16 protein-coding genes and 1 CRISPR repeat array (1 of these 17 running past the window's edge) are annotated in these 17,609 nt (G+C 56.0%); of the genes, 5 read left to right on the top strand and 11 right to left on the bottom strand.

Annotated features, from left to right (window positions below):
• Window positions 1-549: a CRISPR direct-repeat array (repeat unit 30 nt; unit sequence CTTTCAATTCTCCTAGAGTCTTATTGCAAC); it reaches 1,023 nt to the left of the window's first position.
• A gap of 454 nt (window positions 550-1,003) precedes the next feature.
• Genes FH039_RS09215 through FH039_RS09200 form a run of 4 tightly spaced genes read right to left on the bottom strand, consistent with a single transcriptional unit; the run spans window position 1,004 to window position 3,913 of the window.
• On the bottom strand, window positions 1,004-1,564 hold the full coding sequence (locus tag FH039_RS09215) for a Maf-like protein (protein ID WP_139681078.1): 561 nt from the start codon (window positions 1,562-1,564) through the stop codon (window positions 1,004-1,006).
• A 43-nt stretch (window positions 1,565-1,607) separates the two neighbouring features.
• Window positions 1,608-1,832 (bottom strand): hypothetical protein, encoded by a 225-nt coding sequence (locus FH039_RS09210; RefSeq protein WP_139681077.1) that lies wholly within the window; start codon window positions 1,830-1,832, stop codon window positions 1,608-1,610.
• On the bottom strand, window positions 1,825-2,058 hold the full coding sequence (locus tag FH039_RS09205; RefSeq protein WP_139681076.1) for a hypothetical protein: 234 nt from the start codon (window positions 2,056-2,058) through the stop codon (window positions 1,825-1,827). Before FH039_RS09205 ends, FH039_RS09210 begins: the two co-directional genes overlap by 8 nt.
• A gap of 46 nt (window positions 2,059-2,104) precedes the next feature.
• Window positions 2,105-3,913: a PINc/VapC family ATPase gene (locus FH039_RS09200; RefSeq protein ID WP_139681075.1), complete on the bottom strand. Its 1,809-nt coding sequence runs from the start codon at window positions 3,911-3,913 to the stop codon at window positions 2,105-2,107.
• A gap of 82 nt (window positions 3,914-3,995) precedes the next feature.
• Between FH039_RS09200 and minD the strand changes: the two genes are divergently transcribed.
• The 3 genes from minD to FH039_RS09185 all read left to right on the top strand — a co-directional run bounded on the left by minD (window position 3,996) and on the right by FH039_RS09185 (window position 6,145).
• Window positions 3,996-4,733 (top strand): cell division ATPase MinD, encoded by a 738-nt coding sequence (minD, locus tag FH039_RS09195; RefSeq protein ID WP_139681074.1) that lies wholly within the window; start codon window positions 3,996-3,998, stop codon window positions 4,731-4,733.
• A gap of 48 nt (window positions 4,734-4,781) precedes the next feature.
• On the top strand, window positions 4,782-5,789 hold the full coding sequence (gyaR, locus tag FH039_RS09190; protein ID WP_139681073.1) for a glyoxylate reductase: 1,008 nt from the start codon (window positions 4,782-4,784) through the stop codon (window positions 5,787-5,789).
• 113 nt (window positions 5,790-5,902) lie between these two features.
• Window positions 5,903-6,145: a hypothetical protein gene (locus FH039_RS09185; RefSeq protein ID WP_139681072.1), complete on the top strand. Its 243-nt coding sequence runs from the start codon at window positions 5,903-5,905 to the stop codon at window positions 6,143-6,145.
• 114 nt (window positions 6,146-6,259) lie between these two features.
• Here FH039_RS09185 and FH039_RS09180 read toward each other — a convergent pair whose 3' ends face one another.
• The gene (locus FH039_RS09180; RefSeq protein ID WP_139681071.1) at window positions 6,260-6,520 is read right to left on the bottom strand and encodes a PIN domain-containing protein; all 261 of its coding nucleotides are present in this window, start codon (window positions 6,518-6,520) and stop codon (window positions 6,260-6,262) included.
• A gap of 145 nt (window positions 6,521-6,665) precedes the next feature.
• On the opposite strand from FH039_RS09180, the gene FH039_RS09175 reads away from it, so the two are divergent.
• Window positions 6,666-7,976, top strand: a complete 1,311-nt coding sequence (locus FH039_RS09175; RefSeq protein ID WP_139681070.1) for an RNA-guided endonuclease InsQ/TnpB family protein — start codon at window positions 6,666-6,668, stop codon at window positions 7,974-7,976.
• 57 nt (window positions 7,977-8,033) lie between these two features.
• Here the strand turns inward: FH039_RS09175 and FH039_RS12190 are convergent, their stop codons facing one another.
• Genes FH039_RS12190 through FH039_RS09150 form a run of 6 tightly spaced genes read right to left on the bottom strand, consistent with a single transcriptional unit; the run spans window position 8,034 to window position 15,955 of the window.
• Complete coding sequence (locus FH039_RS12190; RefSeq protein WP_167890957.1) at window positions 8,034-8,210, bottom strand: hypothetical protein; 177 nt, start codon at window positions 8,208-8,210, stop codon at window positions 8,034-8,036.
• 51 nt (window positions 8,211-8,261) lie between these two features.
• Complete coding sequence (locus FH039_RS09170; RefSeq protein WP_139681069.1) at window positions 8,262-8,990, bottom strand: DUF72 domain-containing protein; 729 nt, start codon at window positions 8,988-8,990, stop codon at window positions 8,262-8,264.
• Window positions 8,990-10,216: a DNA double-strand break repair nuclease NurA gene (locus tag FH039_RS09165; RefSeq protein WP_139681068.1), complete on the bottom strand. Its 1,227-nt coding sequence runs from the start codon at window positions 10,214-10,216 to the stop codon at window positions 8,990-8,992. The genes FH039_RS09170 and FH039_RS09165 overlap by 1 nt, the downstream gene beginning before the upstream one ends.
• A complete protein-coding gene (gene rad50 / locus FH039_RS09160) occupies window positions 10,203-12,866 on the bottom strand; it encodes a DNA double-strand break repair ATPase Rad50 (RefSeq protein ID WP_139681067.1) in 2,664 nt (887 codons plus the stop codon). The genes FH039_RS09165 and rad50 overlap by 14 nt, the downstream gene beginning before the upstream one ends.
• The gene (locus FH039_RS09155; RefSeq protein WP_139681066.1) at window positions 12,863-14,269 is read right to left on the bottom strand and encodes a metallophosphoesterase family protein; all 1,407 of its coding nucleotides are present in this window, start codon (window positions 14,267-14,269) and stop codon (window positions 12,863-12,865) included. Before FH039_RS09155 ends, rad50 begins: the two co-directional genes overlap by 4 nt.
• 15 nt (window positions 14,270-14,284) lie before the next feature.
• Entirely contained in the window at window positions 14,285-15,955 is a 1,671-nt protein-coding gene (locus tag FH039_RS09150) for an ATP-binding protein (protein ID WP_139681065.1), read from the bottom strand.
• Window positions 15,956-16,042: 87 nt separating this feature from the next.
• Here FH039_RS09150 and FH039_RS09145 point away from each other — a divergent pair, with 87 nt between their 5' ends.
• Window positions 16,043-17,593 (top strand): dihydropteroate synthase-like protein, encoded by a 1,551-nt coding sequence (locus FH039_RS09145; RefSeq protein ID WP_139681064.1) that lies wholly within the window; start codon window positions 16,043-16,045, stop codon window positions 17,591-17,593.
• Window positions 17,594-17,609 lie beyond the last annotated feature (16 nt).

The following is a 17,609-nucleotide window of genomic DNA, read 5'->3' as shown; positions in this document are numbered from 1 at the left end:
TAGAGTCTTATTGCAACATAATCTAACCCAATTCTTTGTCGTGAAGGTCACAACTTTCAATTCTCCTAGAGTCTTATTGCAACCCGTATTCTACAGATATAACCTAACCTCAAGGCACACTTTCAATTCTCCTAGAGTCTTATTGCAACCTTTGCCCTTATCTTCTCGTCCCTGGCCCAACCTCTCTTTCAATTCTCCTAGAGTCTTATTGCAACTGGTCAAGGCGGCGGGACGAGTAGCCCCTCGTGAACCTTTCAATTCTCCTAGAGTCTTATTGCAACTCGACTACCCGGCCTATCTCTTCGAGAAAGGAGCACCTCTTTCAATTCTCCTAGAGTCTTATTGCAACAAAAATCTACGATGTCGGGGAGTATGAGAGGGAGCCAGCTTTCAATTCTCCTAGAGTCTTATTGCAACGGGGCTTTCGAGTTGAAGTGGAAGAGCGAGCGAACCTCTTTCAATTCTCCTAGAGTCTTATTGCAACTTCTACGGCCAAGACTTTGATGCGTTCCTCAGCCTCTTTCAATTCTCCTAGAGTCTTATTGCAACAGGCGAGAATTTTGCCCAGATTGGCCTATGAAGCCCTAAGAACCTTCAAATATTTAAGTCTTTCTGAGAACCCGGGCAAAAGAAACCCATAGAGGCCATTAAGCAAAGCCTCTGAAAAAGTCCAAAGGGATATAAGAAGACACGTTCGAGCCGGTTTCCGGATGCGCGAAAACAGACCCGAGATTTCCCGGGGGCTGTCACAATGGAAAATTGGAAGCTGGCCCATCAAATTGGTCAGAATGATATAAAACACGATTTAAGTGGAGATTTGCCACAGCGTGGGCCAGAACTACCCTCTTTCCGATTTCCGAAAAAAATTCGTTACAAAAATGCGGCAAAGACATAACTAAGGGTCACAATTCGGGAAACCTAAAAATCGATTTCCAAGGTCACAGCGGGGCTTCGAAACCAAAAATCTGCCCAAAGGGAGTCCAAAACCAGAAAACGGGGGGTATTAACGTGATAGAACCTTAAACCCCAGCTCCCTCAGCTTCCAGATTATCTCAAGCGGGAACCCGACGACGTTGTAGTAGTCCCCGCGGATCCACTCAACGAAGAGGCCCGCCTTCCCCTGTATGCCATACGCTCCAGCCTTGTCCATCGGCTCGCCGGTGTCGATGTACGCCCAAATGATGCCGTCGTCCAGCTCGCGGAACTTCACGTCCGTCGTCACGGCCCCGCAGAGCTCATCCCCACCGTGGATTATGCAGTACCCCGTGGTGACTTGGTGGACTCGGCCGCTGAGGAGCCGGAGCATCTCGAAGGCCTCCTCCCTGCTCCCCGGTTTGCCGAGGATGTGGCCGTCTATGCTGACGACGGTGTCGGCGCCGATGACGGTTCCGCCCACGCGGCCGTGAACTTCTCTCGCCTTCCTCCTCGCCAGCTCGAGCGCGTACTCGGCGGGGTTTTCCAGGCTGCACTCCTCGCTCGCATTGCTGGGAATAACCTCGAACTCCCGTATGAACCTGGCGAGTATCTCCCGCCGCCTCGGTGAAGCCGATGCCAGAACCAGCATGGTATCCCCTTCCGGAAAGGGTTAAAAAATCTTGCGAGACGGTTCACCCCATCCCATCAACCTTCCTCTCCAGCGCCTTTATTTCGCGCCGCAGCTCCCGTATCTCCGAGTTCAGCCCCCCGAGTTCATCCGCTATCCCCAGGATCGTCCATCCAACCGCGGAGAAGATCAGCACCGTCATCAGGGCGAAGAACCATCCCACGGGATACACCAGTGTGAGGATTGAAAGGGCGATTATGGCAAACCCCCGGGTGGAGATATCAGCCATCGACGACATCCTCCCGGCCTTTCATGGATTCCAGCTCCGTCCTCAGGGATTCGAGCTTCTCGTTGAACTCCCTCCTCATCTCCCCCATCTTCCAGACGACGGTGCCAAAGGCGATGACGAGGAGACCAAGCCCTAGGGCACGGCCCTCTGTTATCAGAATACCCGCCAGCCCAAGGGCGCTCAAAACGGCACCGAGCGTTTCAAGGGGGTCGTACCTCTCCCCCACTGCTTACCACCATGGAAAAGAAGAAAGCAAACTATAAAAAGTTTGCTCAGGCGGTCGCCCAGATGGGTATCCCCGCCTCAAGGAGCCTCTTGAGTTCCTTGCCTATGGGAGTGCTCTTGCTGACCTTCACGAGCCCTTTCTTGCTCGGCGTTGCTGTAAAGACGTACTGCTCCCCGCCGTAGAACTTGAGCGGCCTCTTCGCGTAGTCCGGCGAGACGCGGAGGACTATGGTTTTCTTCTTCTCCTCGATCTCCACGGGGAGCTTCTCCTTGGGCTTGGCTTCCTCGCGCTCGGTGAAGCTCTTGACGTCGATGCTTATCCCTATCCTCTTCTCCAGCTCGGTGATTCTCTTGCCCTTCTTTCCGATTATTGCGGGGATGTCGAACTCGTCCGCGTAGATCACCGCCTTGTGGGGACTGACTATCTCGACCTCCGCATAGACATCGGGCAGGAACTTCTTTATCTCCTGCTTGAGCCTCTTCTCCGCGAGTTTTAGTGCGGGGGCCTTCTCCTCCTTCTTTACCGGGACGACGCTTATCTCCTCGCCGTAGGTGTATATCTCGTACTCGAGCTCGCCGGTCTCAAAGTCGCGAACCTCGATGACGGGCCTGGCGAGGTCCTCCTCCCTCATGCCGCTCGGCACCTTGACGAGGTACTCCAGCGTGAGAACCTTCGCGACCCTCCCTGCCTTGATGAACAGGACCGTGTCAACTATCTGGGGAATCATTCCCAGCTCGACCCTTCCGATGAACCTCTGGACGGCGTCTATCGGCTTCGTTGCGTGGACGACACCGACCATCCCGACGCCGGCGAGCCTGAGGTCGGCGTAGATCTTAAAGTCGCTCGTCTTCCTCATCTCATCGAATATCGTGTAGTCCGGCCTGACGAGGAGCAGTATATCGCCGGTCAGCTCCATCCTGCCGCTCAGGGCCGTATACTGGGTGATTTCCTCACCCACCTGGAGATCGCGGGGCTTTTCCATGGTCTTCACTATCTTACCCATGCCCGCGTACCACTCCGCCAATGCCTGTGCAAAGGTCGTCTTGCCCTCACCCGGCGCTCCCGCTATGAGTATGCCCTCCGCCTTGTCCGCCAGCCTCTCCAAGAGCTTTTCACTGAGCTCGTACTCCTCGATGCTCAGCTTCCTGACGGGTCTGACTGCCGTAATCTCTATCCTGTCCGCAAAGGGCGGCTTGGCGATGACTATCCTGTAGTTGCGGAGCTGGACGACGGTGGCGCCCGGTTCGTCGAGCTCTATGAAGCTCTCGGGGTCGCGTCTGGCCCTCTCCACTATGTCGTCCGCTATCTCCTCAAGCTCCCCATCGCTCAGAACCTCATCGCGGACGGGCACGAGCCTCCATTCGCCGGGCCGGCCCTTCTTTGCGAACGGCCTCATTCCGGCCTTGAGGTGGACGCTCATTGTGGTCTCATCGAAGAAGTCCTCGAGGCGGTGCCGTACCTCCTTCTTCGCGGTCAGATAGACCACGTCTATGCCCTTGGCGATGGCCACGTCCCTCTGAACCCTGTCGCCCGTGATGAGCGTCGCTCCGAGGGCCTGTGCGGCCTCACGAACCATGCTGTCTATCTCGCCGGACTTCGCCCTCCGTATCTGCCAGAGCTCGGGCCTCTCGCCGTAGAACTCGAGGAGGATTCTGTCACTGTCCGCCATCTCGCGGAGTTTTTTGAGCTCTTCGAGGCCCACGTGGCCTATGGCCTTTCCCTCGTTTGCCTGGTGCTCTATCTCGGCGATGACGGCTTCGGGAACCACGACCTTGACCTTCTCGCCAAACGACGAAAGGAACTGCGTGAGCCTGCCATCGACGATAACGCTCGTATCTGCAACGAATACCTTCATCTCTCCCACCCCTTTTCTCTCTCAACGCCCTCTGCTGCTAAAGGTTCATAAAGGTTTAGCCGAAAATAGGGTGGGTGGGAAGATGGGAAGGCTTATATCAATAGCCTCCGGCAAGGGGGGCACCGGAAAAACCACCACTACCGCGAATCTGTCGATAGCCCTCGGCAAGATGGGATACAAGGTCTGTGCCGTCGATGCGGATTTAACCATGGCAAACCTCAGCCTGGTTATGGGAATAGACGACGCTTACACCACAATTCATGACGTCCTCTCCGGTAGGGCGGACATAAACGACGCCATATACGCCACGACATACGAGAACGTCCACGTCATCCCCGCCTCGATAGATTGGGAACACGTCATACGTGCGGACCCGAGGAAGCTTCCCGAGACCATAAAACCCCTCAAAAAGAGCTTCGATTTCGTGATAATCGACTCCCCAGCGGGGCTCCAGATGGACGCCATGAACGCAATGCTGAGCGGCGAGGAGGTTCTGCTCGTAACGAACCCTGAGATATCCTGCATCACGGACACGATGAAGGTGGGGATTGTTCTTAAAAAAGCAGGTCTCGCCGTTCTGGGTTTCGTGCTCAACCGTTACGGCAGGAGCGATAACGATATCCCGCCGGATGTAGCGGAGGAGGTCATGGAGATCCCCCTGCTGGCGGTCATCCCTGAGGATCCACCTGTAAGGGAGGCGACGCTTGAGGGCGTCCCGGTCGTCGAGTACAGGCCGAACTCTGCCGGTGCCAGGGCATTCATGGAGCTGGCGGAGAGGATAACCCGGATAGCTGGGTTCAAGGCAAGGGTTATGGTGTGATTTTATCGTTCCATTTCAAACTCATGAATCCCGTGCGGAGGTGAAATCGTGAGGCCAAAGGTCTTCATCACCCGTGCAATTCCCGAAAACGGCATCGAACTCCTGAGGGAGCACTTCGAGGTCGAGGTCTGGGAGGACGAACACGAGATTCCGAGGGAAGTCCTGCTCGAAAAGGTTCGCGACGTCGATGCACTCGTCACTATGCTGAGCGAGAGGGTGGACTCTGAAGTCTTTGACAGTGCCCCCAGGTTGAGGATAGTGGCGAACTACGCGGTCGGCTACGACAACATAGACGTTGAGGAGGCAACCAAGCGCGGGATATACGTCACCAATACCCCCGACGTCCTCACCAACGCCACAGCGGACTTCGCCTGGACCCTCCTCTTAGCTACTGCGAGGAGGCTCGTGGAGGCGGACGGATTCATCCGCTCGGGCGAATGGAAAAAGCGCGGTATAGCCTGGCACCCAAGGATGCTGCTGGGCCACGACGTTTACGGGAAGACCATCGGCATAGTCGGCTTCGGGAGAATCGGCCAGGCGATAGCGAGGCGCGCTAAGGGCTTCGGGATGAGGATACTCTACAACTCGCGCATGAGGAAGCCGGAGGTAGAAAAGGAACTCAACGCGGAGTTCAGGCCCCTCGACGAGCTCCTGCGCGAGAGCGACTTCGTGGTTCTGGCCGTCCCGCTGACGAGGGAGACCCACCGCATGATAGGCGAGCGGGAGCTTAAACTCATGAAGCCCACCGCGGTACTCGTCAACATAGCGAGGGGCAAGGTCGTCGACACGGAGGCGCTCGTAAAGGCGCTCAAGGAGGGCTGGATTGCCGGGGCCGGCCTGGACGTCTACGAGGAGGAGCCCTACTACCACGAGGAGCTCTTCAGCCTCGACAACGTGGTTCTGGCCCCCCACATAGGCAGCGCCACCCACGGTGCCAGAGAAGGAATGGCCGAACTCGTGGCCAGGAACCTGATAGCATTCAAGAACGGCGAGGTTCCGCCCACGCCGGTCAATCGGGAGGTGCTGGAGGTAAGGGAGCCTGGGTTTGGCAAATAAAGTTCAGTCCTTATTTGTGATTTTGTTTTCAGGTGTTTCATATGCATAGCTTGGGCTTTTAGTTTTTAATACTCCAAAAGGGCTAAATACATCGGATTCGTTCAAGGAGGTAATTGACCGGAGGGCTCTCAATGACTACGCGGGGCGGCTCGGCGTTGAGGTTCCGTTCTAAGCGTGATCTGGAGGAGAGGCTCTCCTTCATCAGGCTCTACGTGAAGAGGCTGAAGGCAGACCCTGATGAGGTCTTTAAACAGCAGGTGAGGCTTGTGAACTCCTTCCTCGCTTCGGCCAGAAATTTTCCGCTGAGCAGGGAGCAGTACCTCCGGATGAAGGGAGAATTAAGGGGGAAACAATGAACACTGGCGATGATGACAGCACCCTCGTCTGACCCGTGATGAGCTGGACCCGTGGCTGAGCCTACCTGATGATGAAGACTTCTGCAACGTCGTCAAAATCCTCATCAAAAGTTGCTATCTTTTTATTCCGTTCATGACGCATGTAGCAACAATCTGGGCGTCTCTTGGCATTAAACCATACCTGACCGCATAGCTTTGAACGATTCCAGAACTCGTGGCGTCTTCAATCAACTCAACATCATACTGGAAAATCAGTGTCAGAACGGAAGTAAACGCCTCGTCAATAAGAACTTTGCCTTCTGGAGTCCTCAAATATCTTTTTGCGTCGTATCTATTTCGTATTCCGGCTTTTTCCGAGAGCAGTTTTCTCAGCACTACATACGCACTCTCTTCGATGGTGGAGAAGGAGGTTACTTTTGAGAGCCTCGCCGTTCACGGCGGGGATGCAGTAAGCAATCAACAAGCCTTCAAACAGGAAAGCAATCTTTTTTAAAACCCAAAAACCATACCATACTTTGGAATGAAGCGCTCAGTAACCATCAAACTCCAGCCGAGCAAAGAGCAGGAAAAAGTTCTTTTCGAGTTAGCTGACCTTGGAGCCAAAGTCTGGAACCGGGTGAACTACCTGAGGAGACAACAATTCTTCGAGGGCAAAATCGTGGACTTCAATACAACCGAGAAAACCGTTTATGAAGAGTTTAAACGTGAAATCGGTTCCGCAACCGTTCAACAAATATGTCGCAAAAACGCTGAAGCCTGGCGGAGCTTCTTCTCCTTATTAAGGAAAAAGCGGAACGGGGAACTCTCCGACCAGCTCAAACCCAAACCGCCCAAATACCACAAAAAGAACGGAAAAAGAAAACCCTTAATCATTCTCCGCAACGACCAGTACAAGATTGAAGGCAACAAGCTTATTCTAAAAGGTCTTGGAAAGTTCAAACGCTTGGAAGTTCAATTCAAGGGCAGAATACACTTGAAGGGCAAGCAGGGACGCTTAGAAATCACTTATGACGAGGTAAAACGCAAATGGTATGCCCACACCAGCATTACTGTCGAGGAAAAACTTGAAAATAATGAGTGGGTGAGCGTTCCAAGAACTCCGAAAGGAAACCTCTCAGCGGGGATAGACTTGGGAGTGAACAACTTGATGGCCGTTTATGTGGAAAACGGAGAAAGCTTCCTCGTGAACGGAAGACCTGTTAAGGCGATTGACTTCTACTTTCAAAAGCGGATTGCAAGGTACCAATCCAAACTCAACAAGAGTGGTGGAGAGAAGAGTAGAATGCTCAGAAAACTCCACCAGCAGGCTAAACTTCAGGCTAAACATTACATTAACACGGCAGTTAGACAAGTAGTCCGGAAGCTTTACGAGTTGGGCGTTTCGAGGATTGTCGTTGGTTATCCTAAAGGCATTGCTCAAAACCCGAGGAAGGGCAAAAAGCAAAACTTCATCCTCTCCCACGTCTGGCGGTTTAATTACGTTATCAAACGTTTAACCGAAGTCGCTGAGGAGTATGGTATTGTGGTTGAGGTGGTTAATGAGGCTTTCACGTCTAAGCTTTGCCCTGTCTGCGGGAAGCCCCATGAGGGGGCTCGCTTTGTTAGGGGTTTGTTTAAGTGTCCAGGGACGGGGCTTGTGTTTAATGCCGACTTGGTTGGAGCTTTCAACATTTTGAAGAAGGTTGTGAAAACCATAACCCCGAACCTTCCGGCCTTATCGGGAGGTAGGGGTAACGGGGGGAAGGCCCTCCCCGAGGGGTTCGAAGAACCCTTTTCAAGGGTTGCCCTGATGAGAACCCCTCGAACCTCCCCGCCTTTGGCGAGGGGTTAGCTCGTTGGAACCCTCGCCCTCAAGGCGGGGAGGAGGTCAGGTTTGAGTCGATGTATATCACCGGCCGACCTCCTCGGCGTATTCTTCGAGTTCTTCAACGCTCGCCTTTCCGAGTATTCCTGGGTGAACCTTCTTTTTCATGGCCTTTGCAAGGAACTCTGCATCAGCTTCGAGGAGTTTTTTCAGCCTTTCGAGGTCAACTCCCGCCGGAACCTTTATCATTATCTCTCCCATGCTCCCACCTAAATGGAATTCAATGAGGTTGTATAAAGCCTTATCGAAGCTTCACATTTCTTTCACCATCGCCCTGAACCTCCTCGCGTCCCTGCACATGTCCGAGTTGTTGAAGAAGACGAAGCCCTCCCCGCGGTTCCAGCCGAGAACCCTCTCCCTTATCTTCTGCAGCTCCCCGTCGCCGTAGGAGTGTCTGTAGATTATCCGCCCGTTCTCGTAGCGGCCGTGCAGGCGGTGGTAGTTCGTCTCCCCGTTATGGAGAGGAATCCTCACGAGCGGGTCGGTAACGTCTATAACGTCGAACTCCCTGACGAAGCGCTTAATTCCCTTCTCGCTCCAGCCGCGGAGCTCAACAGCTATTTCGAAGCCCCCTCTGTCTATCCTCGCAAAGAACTTCTCCGCGTTGGCGAAGCTCTCCTCGCTCTCCCTGAAGCTCCTCGGCAACTGGATTAAAATAAAACGTGCCCCTAAAATCTCGGCCTCCCTCAGCGTCAAACGCCAGAAGTGGAGCACCTCGCTCGTTGGCCTGAGCAGGCCGACTTCCCTGCCCGGCTTTACGTTGCTCCTGCGCCACGTCGGGCTGTTCGGTGGGTGCGTCACGCCCTGGAAGGCCTTGACGGCAAAGGTGAAGCCCCCTGGAGCTTCCTCCCGCCAGCGTTCTAGGGTTTTCTCTTGGAGAATGCGGTAGAAGGTTTGCTGCACCTCTATCGCGTCGAAGTCGCGGTAGTACTTCGCGTGGCCCTCGCAGAAGCCGCAGGTTCCGACCCGTATCGTTCCCATCACTCCAGCGGCTCCCTCCCGTAGCGCAGGAAGCTTAGGAACCTCTCGTCTTCTCCCACCAGCGCGCTCAGCACCGCGCTCACGTATGCGTCGAACTCCTGCTTTTTGATGACCACTGAGTGGTGGGCGTACTCCAGCGGGATGACGTATTCATCCTCCGCGACGGAGAGCATCATCGAGAGTGTTTCGAGGGCATCCCGTTCGCTCTCACCGGGCACCTCCAGGAGGTATATGACGCCGCCGTCCACGAAGCGGACGTAGAACGGCTGCACCTTTACTCTGTAGCCGTCTTTGGTCTTGTCGAGGAGCCTCATGAGGTTCCCGAAGTGCCCCATGTCCATGAGCCTCTCCACGACGTCAGGGAACTTCCTTTTCTCCTCCCTCGAGTACCTGAACGGTACGTAGCCCGCCTCCTTCGAAATCATGTCTAGGACCGGGACGTCGAGCATGGGGGTGCCAGGCCTTACCTGCCTCACTATGTCGTCGCGGTAGAAGGTTTTGGCTATCGCGGCGGTTCTGGCGGCAAGGAGTCTGTCGAGGGCGTGGAGGAACTCGAGGTACTCCAGGAGGATTATCACATCCTCGTAATCGTCCTGCCAGCGGGTTATCTTGGCCTCCTCGACACCCCTCTCCTTGAGCAGCGTGAATATTCCCTTCCTGCCGTCCCCCCTCGCAACGAGGGTCGGGGCGTTTATGATGCCGTCCCTCTCAAGCGTCTCCAGCCAGGACTCCCATTTCTCATCCAGGAGCTTTAGAAAGCCATCCGCCAGGGCAACCAGCTCGTCGCTGTGCCTCTTGAACATTTTATCCGTGTTGCTCCCTATGTAGCTGGGGGGACGGATTATCGAGCCGCTTATCGTGCCGTCCATCAGCACCAGCTCGGCCCCCATCTCCGATGCCATGGCCCCTATGCGCTTCTCAAGGAGCTCCATGTGAATCCTTATCCTCTCATCAACGTGCTTGTACGGCGACACGAAGCCGACTTCGCTCCAGTGGTACAGGTTCTCCCCGATAGCGACCGAGGCGACGCCGTAGATTATCGCCCCGCTGAGGCGCTTCATCATTCTGCTGCCGTCAACGGCGTAAACGCTGGCCCTTTTAGGCTCGGGAAAGGGCAGCCACTGATAGCTCTTCGATATTTCCCGGGTGAGTTCTTCCATGAGCTCCAGCTGGTTCTTCAGGTAGTCCCTCATCGCCCTTACGTGGGCGTCGCTAATACGCTCCAATGCTCTCCACCTCCACGCGGCTCTTGCCGCCGACGTTCAGGACCCTTATCACGTAGTCCGCCGCGTCCTTCAGCTCCTCGTCGTGGGAAACGATTATGACCTGCGGTATCTTCCTCAGCTGGCTCGATATTATCTCCACGAGCTTCTTCCTGCGCTCCTCATCCAGGAAGGGCGTGGGCTCGTCCAGGATCAGAAGCTCAAGGTTCCCCACCTTGTAGAGCGAGAGCGCCAGGCGGAATGCTAAACCGAGCGCTATCCTCTCCCCACCGCTCAGGAATTCCAGACCGACCTCGTTGCCGGCGTAGAGCACCTTCAGCTCTATCCGCTCCTTTCCGAACTTCTTCTCGCGTTTGAGCTTTATCCCCTGGTACTTGCCCTCCGTCATCTCCGAGAAGGTCTCGCCGGCGAGCTTCTGTACCTCCTCGAGACCCCTGAGTTCCTCCTCTGCCTTGAGCCTCGCCACCTTCTCCCTGAAAGCGGTCATGTCTGCCATGGCCTTCTCGACGGTCTCCAGCTCCCTTTCGGCCCCTTCTATCTCCTTCCTCTTTGCCTTCAGCTCGTCGAGGAGCTTCATTACCTCGTCCCTCAGCTCTTCAGCGCCTCTGAGCTCCGTTCTGGCTTTCTCAAGTTCCCTCGCGGTCGCCATGTACCTCTTCTCTGCCTCGGCATAGGCTTCCTCCGAGAACTCCCGCGAGAGTTTTTCTATCTCCGCCCCCAGCTCCCTGAACTCCCCCTCCAGTTTTCTGAGGGCCTCGATGCTCTCATCGCGCCTCTTATCCAGGAGGGAGAGCTTCTTCTTCATCCTCTCAAGCTGGGTCGGGACGTCCCTGAGCGAGAGGTACTCGCGGTAGGCCGGCTCGAGCTCCTTCATCCTTTCCTCGACGGCCTCGAACGAGCCGAAGCCCTCGTTCTCCAGCCTTTCCATTATCCTCCTCGTTTCCCTGCCTATCTCCTGGAGCTTTTTCTCTATCCTCCCCAGCTCGTCTTTTGCTTTCTCAAGCTCCTCAAGTTCCTCTCTGAGGTGCCTCAGCTCCTTCTTTATCTCGATGAGCCTTGCCTTGGCCTTTTCAAACTCCTCCGCGGCCTTCTCGAGTTCTTCCAGGTCGTACTTCGCCAGCTTCTCCTCGACCTCCCTCAGGAGGTCCGCCGTCTTCTTCAGCCTTATGAGCTTTGGTTCCTTCCGAATAACCCCCCTGAGCTCAATTTCCCGTTCATTGAGCTTTTTGAGCTTCTTTGATAGCCTATTCAGCTTCTTCTCGATGGAGGTTATCTCGGCGTCGTACTCTGCCCGTATCTCCTCCTCGTCGTGCTCCCCGATGGGCCTCTTGCACAGCGGGCAGACCCTGGCGCCTTCCAGCTTCGAGAGGTTCTCGATGAGGCTCTCCCTCAGTCCCTTGAGAGTCGCGATCTCCTCCCTTATCCCGGTCACTTCCTCGCGGAGGCTCTCAAGCTCCTCCTTGGAGTTCTCGACAGCTTTTAGCTCCTTTTCCAGGCTCTCGGGGGTGACCCCTGCCCGCTCGAGTTCTTTCAGATACCTCTCCGCCTCGGCCTTCCTCTGGAGGGCGCGCTGGTAGAGGCCGTTCTTCCTCTTCAGCTCCTCGTAGGTCTCGCGGAGGGACTTTTCCTCCCCCTCGAGCTCCGCTATCCTTGCGGAGACCTCCTTGATCCTGGCGGCTCTCTCCTCAAGCGCCTTTCTCTTCTCCGCCAGTCTTGCTTCGGCGGTTTCAAGCTTTGACAGCTCGTCCTTGAGGGAGAGGAGCGACTTCAGCTTCAGGTACTCCTTTTCGAGGGGTTCGAGCTCTCTGAGGCGTGCGAGTTTCTCCTCAAGTTCTCCTATCTCCCTCTTCACTTCCTCGATCTGCGCTTTGTAGTCCTCTATTCTACCCTTTTCGGCTTTTATCCTCTGCTCCAGGACTGCCCTTCTCTTCTCCAGCCCCTCAAGCTCACTCTTCAGGGCCTTGAGGCGCGAGTAATCCTCCTCCGCTTTCCTGAAGGCACCTTCGAGTTCTTCAACTCTCTTCCGGAGCCCGCTTATCCTCCTCAGCGTCTCGGAGAAGCGCTTCTCGGCCTCGCGGAGGTTCGCCTCCACCTCGGCCTTTCTCTCGATGAGCTTTCTGAGGTAGTCCCTCCTCCGCTTGAGTTCCCTTATCACGTCCGCCGCGTTCCTCTCGGCGTTCTCGTAGTCCTCTATGCCCAGAACCTTGCGCAGAACCTTTTCCATTACCTCGCGGTTCGTGATTATACCCTCTATCTCACCCTGCCTTATGTAGAGCGCGTTGGTGAATACCTGGATCGGGTAGACGTTCCTCTCGACCCAGCGCGCCACGTCGGAGCTCTTCTCAGCTATCATCTCCCTGCCCTCAAGGAGCTCGCTCTTCTTGGAGTCCCTGACGATTCTGTAGCTCTTTCCGTTGTGCTCGAACTCCAGTATCAATCCCAGTCCCCCGGTCGAGTTGACGCGGGTGTTTGCCTGAAGGTAGCCCCTCGGGAAGCTCGGGTGCCCCATGTAGAGGGCCACGAAAATCGCCTCGAGGATCGAGCTTTTGCCGGCGCCGTTCTGCCCTATCAGCAGGTTTATGCCGTCGCTGAACTCCACCTCGCTCATCTCGTGTGCCCTGAAGTTCCTGATCTTTATCCTCCTTACCCTCACTGTCCACCCCTCCTCAGCCAGGCGTCGAGGCTCGATGGGTTTTTGGGTTTAGAAACGGGTTTGGGTTTCTTGGGAGGCTCTTTTTCCCGATCTTTTTCCGGTTTGGGCTTCTCTGGCTTGGCGGTGCTCTCAGACACCTTCTTCCCTGGCCTTTCCTTCCTTTCAGTTTCCGGAACTTTCCGGGCTTTTTCAGGGATTCCCTTCTCGTACCTCCCGATCAGCCAGGAGACGAACTCGGTGAGCCCCTCGGAGAACTCCTTCGGGGAGACCCTCAGGTTCAGTAGGAGCTCCCTCTCCCATTCGGTGAACAGCTCCTCCTCGCTCAGCCTCTCCCCTGAAAGCACCGTCTCCCCGACGACCCTGCTCCGGAAGGTGTAGTACATTATCCCCGAATCTTTAAGGAGGTCGTTGAACTCGGCCAGGCTCACCCCGCCCTTAATCGTTCCTTCGAGCGTTATGACCGCTATCGCGTCCCTTGGTATCAGCGAGGAGACCTCCTCGACCTTCCTCCTCAGCTCGGACTTGCTGTTTCCCTCGACTCTGATCGAGTAGAAGGGCCTAGTTTCGACCTCAACGAACTCCGGCTGGAAGTCCTCAACGATGTAGAAGCCCTTCGGCCCCTCTCGGTTCTCCATCACCTTCGGCTTCCTGTCCCTAAGGGAGTAGCGGACTATGTGGCTCGCCTCCCTTACCTCCGTCCTCTCCAGCGAGCCCGGATAGACCAGGGGCCCGCTCAGGCCCGTCTGGGCCGTCTCCGCTATCCTCCGCACGTGGATGTGGCCGAGGGCGTAGTAGGAAAAGCCGTCGGGGAGCTCGTTGAGCTTCAGGTCGAAGGCGTCCTGGTATGGCGTGTCCTTGGCGAGGTAATCGACCGCCTGGTGGAGCATCAGGATGCCCTTCTTTCCCTTGAAGAGTGCCTTGAGGACGTTTACGGCACCGTCCTGCCTTATGAGCTGCCAGCGGGTGTGGTGCCTGAGGCCGTGGATTTCAACGTCCCCAACCTGCCCCCAGACGAGGTAGCGATTTTCACTTATCTTCCTGCTCCTCTGGAACTCGCCCTCCCTCGGCTCCCTCTTCAGCCCGACGGTGTATATCAGCCCGAGATGCTCAAGGAGGTCGAAGACTGAGGTTTCCCTTATGGTCTTGTCGTGGTTGCCCTCTATCGCGAAGACCGGGATTCCCCTCCGCCTCGGGAGCTCGAGCACCTCGACCGCGTCGCGTATAGTCCTCGGGGACGGCCGGCTCACGTGGAAGAGGTCGCCGGCGATGAGTATGAAGTCCACCCTGGCCTTTACGGCCTTTTCGATGGACTCTCTGAAGACATTGAGGTAGTCGTCGTAGCGGAAGGGCTGGTTGAACTGCTCCCTGCCGAGGTGGACGTCAGCGATGTGCGCGAACTTCATGGCTCATCACCGACTTCACAGCGGGAGGGCCTCTATGGCCTCCTCCTCGGTTATCTCCTCTTCCTCGTCCCTCCCAGCGAGCCACTCGCCGACGATGTCTATGTCCCCGCCGCCGTAGTGGCCGTTCATGTCCCTCTCGAAGCTGTATATCTTCACCATCGCCGGGATCGTTATCGCGTAGCCCACCAGGACGGCCTCGCCAACGCCGAGGGAGGCAATGTCGCTCAGCAGATCCTCGCTTATCTGCTCGCTCGCCTGCTGGACGTAGCGCTGGTCGTTCGGTTCAACGAGCTTGAGGATTATCTTGGTGTTCGTCTGGCTGAGTATGTCGTCGTCCAGCTTCTTCGGCCTCTGGGACACTATTCCGAGGCCGACTCCGAACTTCCTGCCCTCGCGCGCTATCTTGCCGAGCCACAGAGTTGCGGGGTTCTTCTCGCCCCTCGGCGCGAATATGTGTGCCTCCTCCACTATGATCAGCACGGGCCTCGTTAAAGCCGGATACCTCTCGGAAACCTCCCTGACGAGGGCCCTGTCGTTGGTTCTGACGCCCTTAACGTAGTCTATCCTGTTTTTGAGGATTCCGCGGAGGACGAAGCTCGCCAGCGTTATCATCTGCTCCTCTTCCATTCCGCTGAGGTCTATAACGTTCACCATCCCCGGCCTTATCTCGCTCAGCACGTTGACGGGGCTTATGAACTCGCCGAAATTGGCCCTGAGCTCGCTGAGGTAGTCCTTCAGCCTTATGAGGGCCTCTATGTCCCTTGACTGTATTTTCCTCGGCGTCTCTATGCCCTTCTCGTCGTAGTAGTGGATGATCTTGTCGTCGGTGTTCTCGTAAACCCTTATCCACTCCTCTATCTTGTCCTCCATCTCGTGGATGAAGGCAATTCCGCCGACGACCTGTCCTTTCCTCCGCATCTCCTCCCTGACCGTCCTGTAAACCAGCCCCAGGAAGCGTCTCTGCAGACTGGCGTTTTCAGCTATCCCGAGCAGTGTGGCGAACTCGCTGAGCCTTATCCTCCCCGGATCTATCGTTGCCTTTATCGGGTTCACGCGCGCGCCGGGCCAGCTGAGCCTCTGGTATTCTCCGTGCGGGTCGAGTATAACCACGGTCGCGTTGACGTTGCCGACCAGCTCCCTCGTGAGAACCGCTATCGTGTTGGACTTTCCTGCACCCGTGACGGCCAGGACCGCGAAGTGCCTCGAGACGAGCCTGTTGGCGTCCAGCCCCACCTCTATGTTCTCCCTTGCGATGAGCCTGCCGAGGCGTATGTGCCCTTCCGAGAAGATTTTCTGGAGGTCCTCATCCCTCGCGAGGTAGACCTTCTCGCCCGGCTTTATCGGGACGCGGTTCGGGGCGGGCTTCGTTAGAAACTCGCCGTCGTGCCTCCTCAGCACGCCGAGAACCTTCGCCGTCGCCAGAATCGCCTCGCTCTTGTCCAGGACGCCCTTTGAGAATACGTTCACTGTCTTCTCAACGTAATCGTAGCTCCCCCTGCCTGCTTCCATCAGCCAGTTTATGTTTCTAATCGACTTCAGAAGTGCTAAAACCTCGTCACCGTCCCGGTTTTTAACGACCAGAAATTCCCCGAAGCGCGGCAGCTCGTTCCTCGGGTTCACTATGAACGTGAAGTGATCCGTGCTTGATTCGCCAAAAACTATTCCAACGGCGTTGTCTCCGACCATATTACCACCCTAAGTTGATTGGAGGGGGATGAACAAAAACCTTTCGCCGGCCGAAACCCTAAAAGGCCCCGGGTGCTAGGTGGTAACATGAGCGGAATCCCCTGTGAAAGGATGCTCCTGGTTACGGGCAGGCTCGCGGAACCCATCGTGAGGAAGTATGGCAAAGGCTGTGACGTCTTCGTCACGCCGGTCAGCGTCGCCGCTTTCCTGACTCCCGAGATGATAGTCCGCTACCTGAAACAGGCCCGCGTAAATAGCGAGGATTACGACCTGATCCTCATCCCCGGCCTCGTCAGGGGTTCTGCAGGGCTCATCGAAGACGAACTCGGAATCCCGGCCTTTAAGGGGCCGAGGAACGCAATGGACATCCCCCAGACTCTCAAGGCCCTAAGCGAAGGCTTCAGACTCAGCAAGGAGCTCCCGGCCGATGATCTTTTCTCCTTCGATGCCCTCAAAAGGGTCGATGACATCAGAAATAAGACCAGAAACAGGCGCTACATTGAGAAGGCCCTCAAAAGGCCGTGGAACGTCCTCATAGGCAACCTTCCCGCGGGAAGAGACTTTCCGGCGAGGGTTCTTGGAGAGGTGGTTGATGCCCCAAGGCTGGGCGTTGAAAAAACGGTTGAGAAGGCCTTCTACTACCTCCACGAGGGGGCGGATATAATCGACATCGGCATGGTGGCGGGAGAGACGAATCTCGATTTCATCGAGGAAATCCCCGAGATAAGGGAGCGGCTTGGTGAGGAAGGCTTCCACGTCCCGGTGAGCTTCGACTCGCTCAACACTGCTGAAATCGAGGCGGCTTTGAACTATGCGGACCTTTTCCTGAGCGTTGACGAGGGCAACCTTGAGGAGCCCGTAACGGAGAAGCCTGTCGTTTTAATCCCTACCAACCAGAGGAAGGGCTTTTTCCCTGTGAAGCCGGCGGATAGGGTTGAATTCTTGGAGAGGCTGAAGGAGAGGGCCCTCGATTTGGGTTACAAAACCGTAATCCCCGACCTGATCCTTGAGCACGTTCCCCACCTGGCGCGCTCGGTTACTGCCTTCCAGCTCTACCGCGAGAGGAATCCGGACGACGTTCTTTTGGCCGGCGTCGGCAACGTGGTCGAGCTATACGACGCGGACAGTCCTGGAATGAACGCCCTCCTCGCCGGAATCGCCAAGGAACTCTCGATAAACCTGCTCCTGACAACTGAGACCAGCGCCAAAGCCAGGGGTTCTGTGAGGGAGCTGAGGAGAGCAATCGACATGAACCTCTTCGATATGCCCAAGGATCTCGGCTTCGACCTGCTGATCCTTAAGGAGAAGAGAGCCTCAGACTGGAGGTTTGAACCCGCCGGAGCGATAGTTGAGGCCGAGGAAAAACCGGTCGAGCTTGAACCGGTTTACTTCCGTATCTGGGTTGAAAACGGCAGAATCTGGGTGAACGCCCACCGCGGAACGGAGGCGGTTCTGACGGTAGTGGGCGACGAACCGAACGCGATAATCGACACGATTCTTGAGCGCTTTGAAATCTCCCCAAGGCACGCCTTCTACCTCGGCAGGGAGCTTGAGAGGGCCAAAACTGCGCTGAAGCTCGGCAGGAGCTACGTCCAGGAGGTTGAGCTTTTCAAGGGTTTCTACTGGGGTAAAAAGTGACCAGGGGACAGCGCCC

It is taken from the genome of Thermococcus indicus (assembly GCF_006274605.1).
In the GTDB taxonomy this organism is placed as follows: domain Archaea; phylum Methanobacteriota_B; class Thermococci; order Thermococcales; family Thermococcaceae; genus Thermococcus; species Thermococcus indicus.
The sequence above is the reverse complement of the archived record's forward strand: the minus strand, read 5'-3'. Positions and strand labels throughout refer to the sequence as shown.

Coding starts and splice junctions, on each gene's coding strand:
- FH039_RS09215 (WP_139681078.1), bottom strand. CDS start 1,564: ATGCTGGTTCTGGCATCGGCTTCACCGAGGCGGCGGGAGATACTCGCC.
- FH039_RS09210 (WP_139681077.1), bottom strand. CDS start 1,832: ATGGCTGATATCTCCACCCGGGGGTTTGCCATAATCGCCCTTTCAATC.
- FH039_RS09200 (WP_139681075.1), bottom strand. CDS start 3,913: ATGAAGGTATTCGTTGCAGATACGAGCGTTATCGTCGATGGCAGGCTC.
- minD (WP_139681074.1), top strand. CDS start 3,996: ATGGGAAGGCTTATATCAATAGCCTCCGGCAAGGGGGGCACCGGAAAA.
- FH039_RS09175 (WP_139681070.1), top strand. CDS start 6,666: ATGAAGCGCTCAGTAACCATCAAACTCCAGCCGAGCAAAGAGCAGGAA.
- FH039_RS12190 (WP_167890957.1), bottom strand. CDS start 8,210: ATGGGAGAGATAATGATAAAGGTTCCGGCGGGAGTTGACCTCGAAAGG.
- FH039_RS09170 (WP_139681069.1), bottom strand. CDS start 8,990: ATGGGAACGATACGGGTCGGAACCTGCGGCTTCTGCGAGGGCCACGCG.
- FH039_RS09155 (WP_139681066.1), bottom strand. CDS start 14,269: ATGAAGTTCGCGCACATCGCTGACGTCCACCTCGGCAGGGAGCAGTTC.
- FH039_RS09150 (WP_139681065.1), bottom strand. CDS start 15,955: ATGGTCGGAGACAACGCCGTTGGAATAGTTTTTGGCGAATCAAGCACG.
- FH039_RS09145 (WP_139681064.1), top strand. CDS start 16,043: ATGAGCGGAATCCCCTGTGAAAGGATGCTCCTGGTTACGGGCAGGCTC.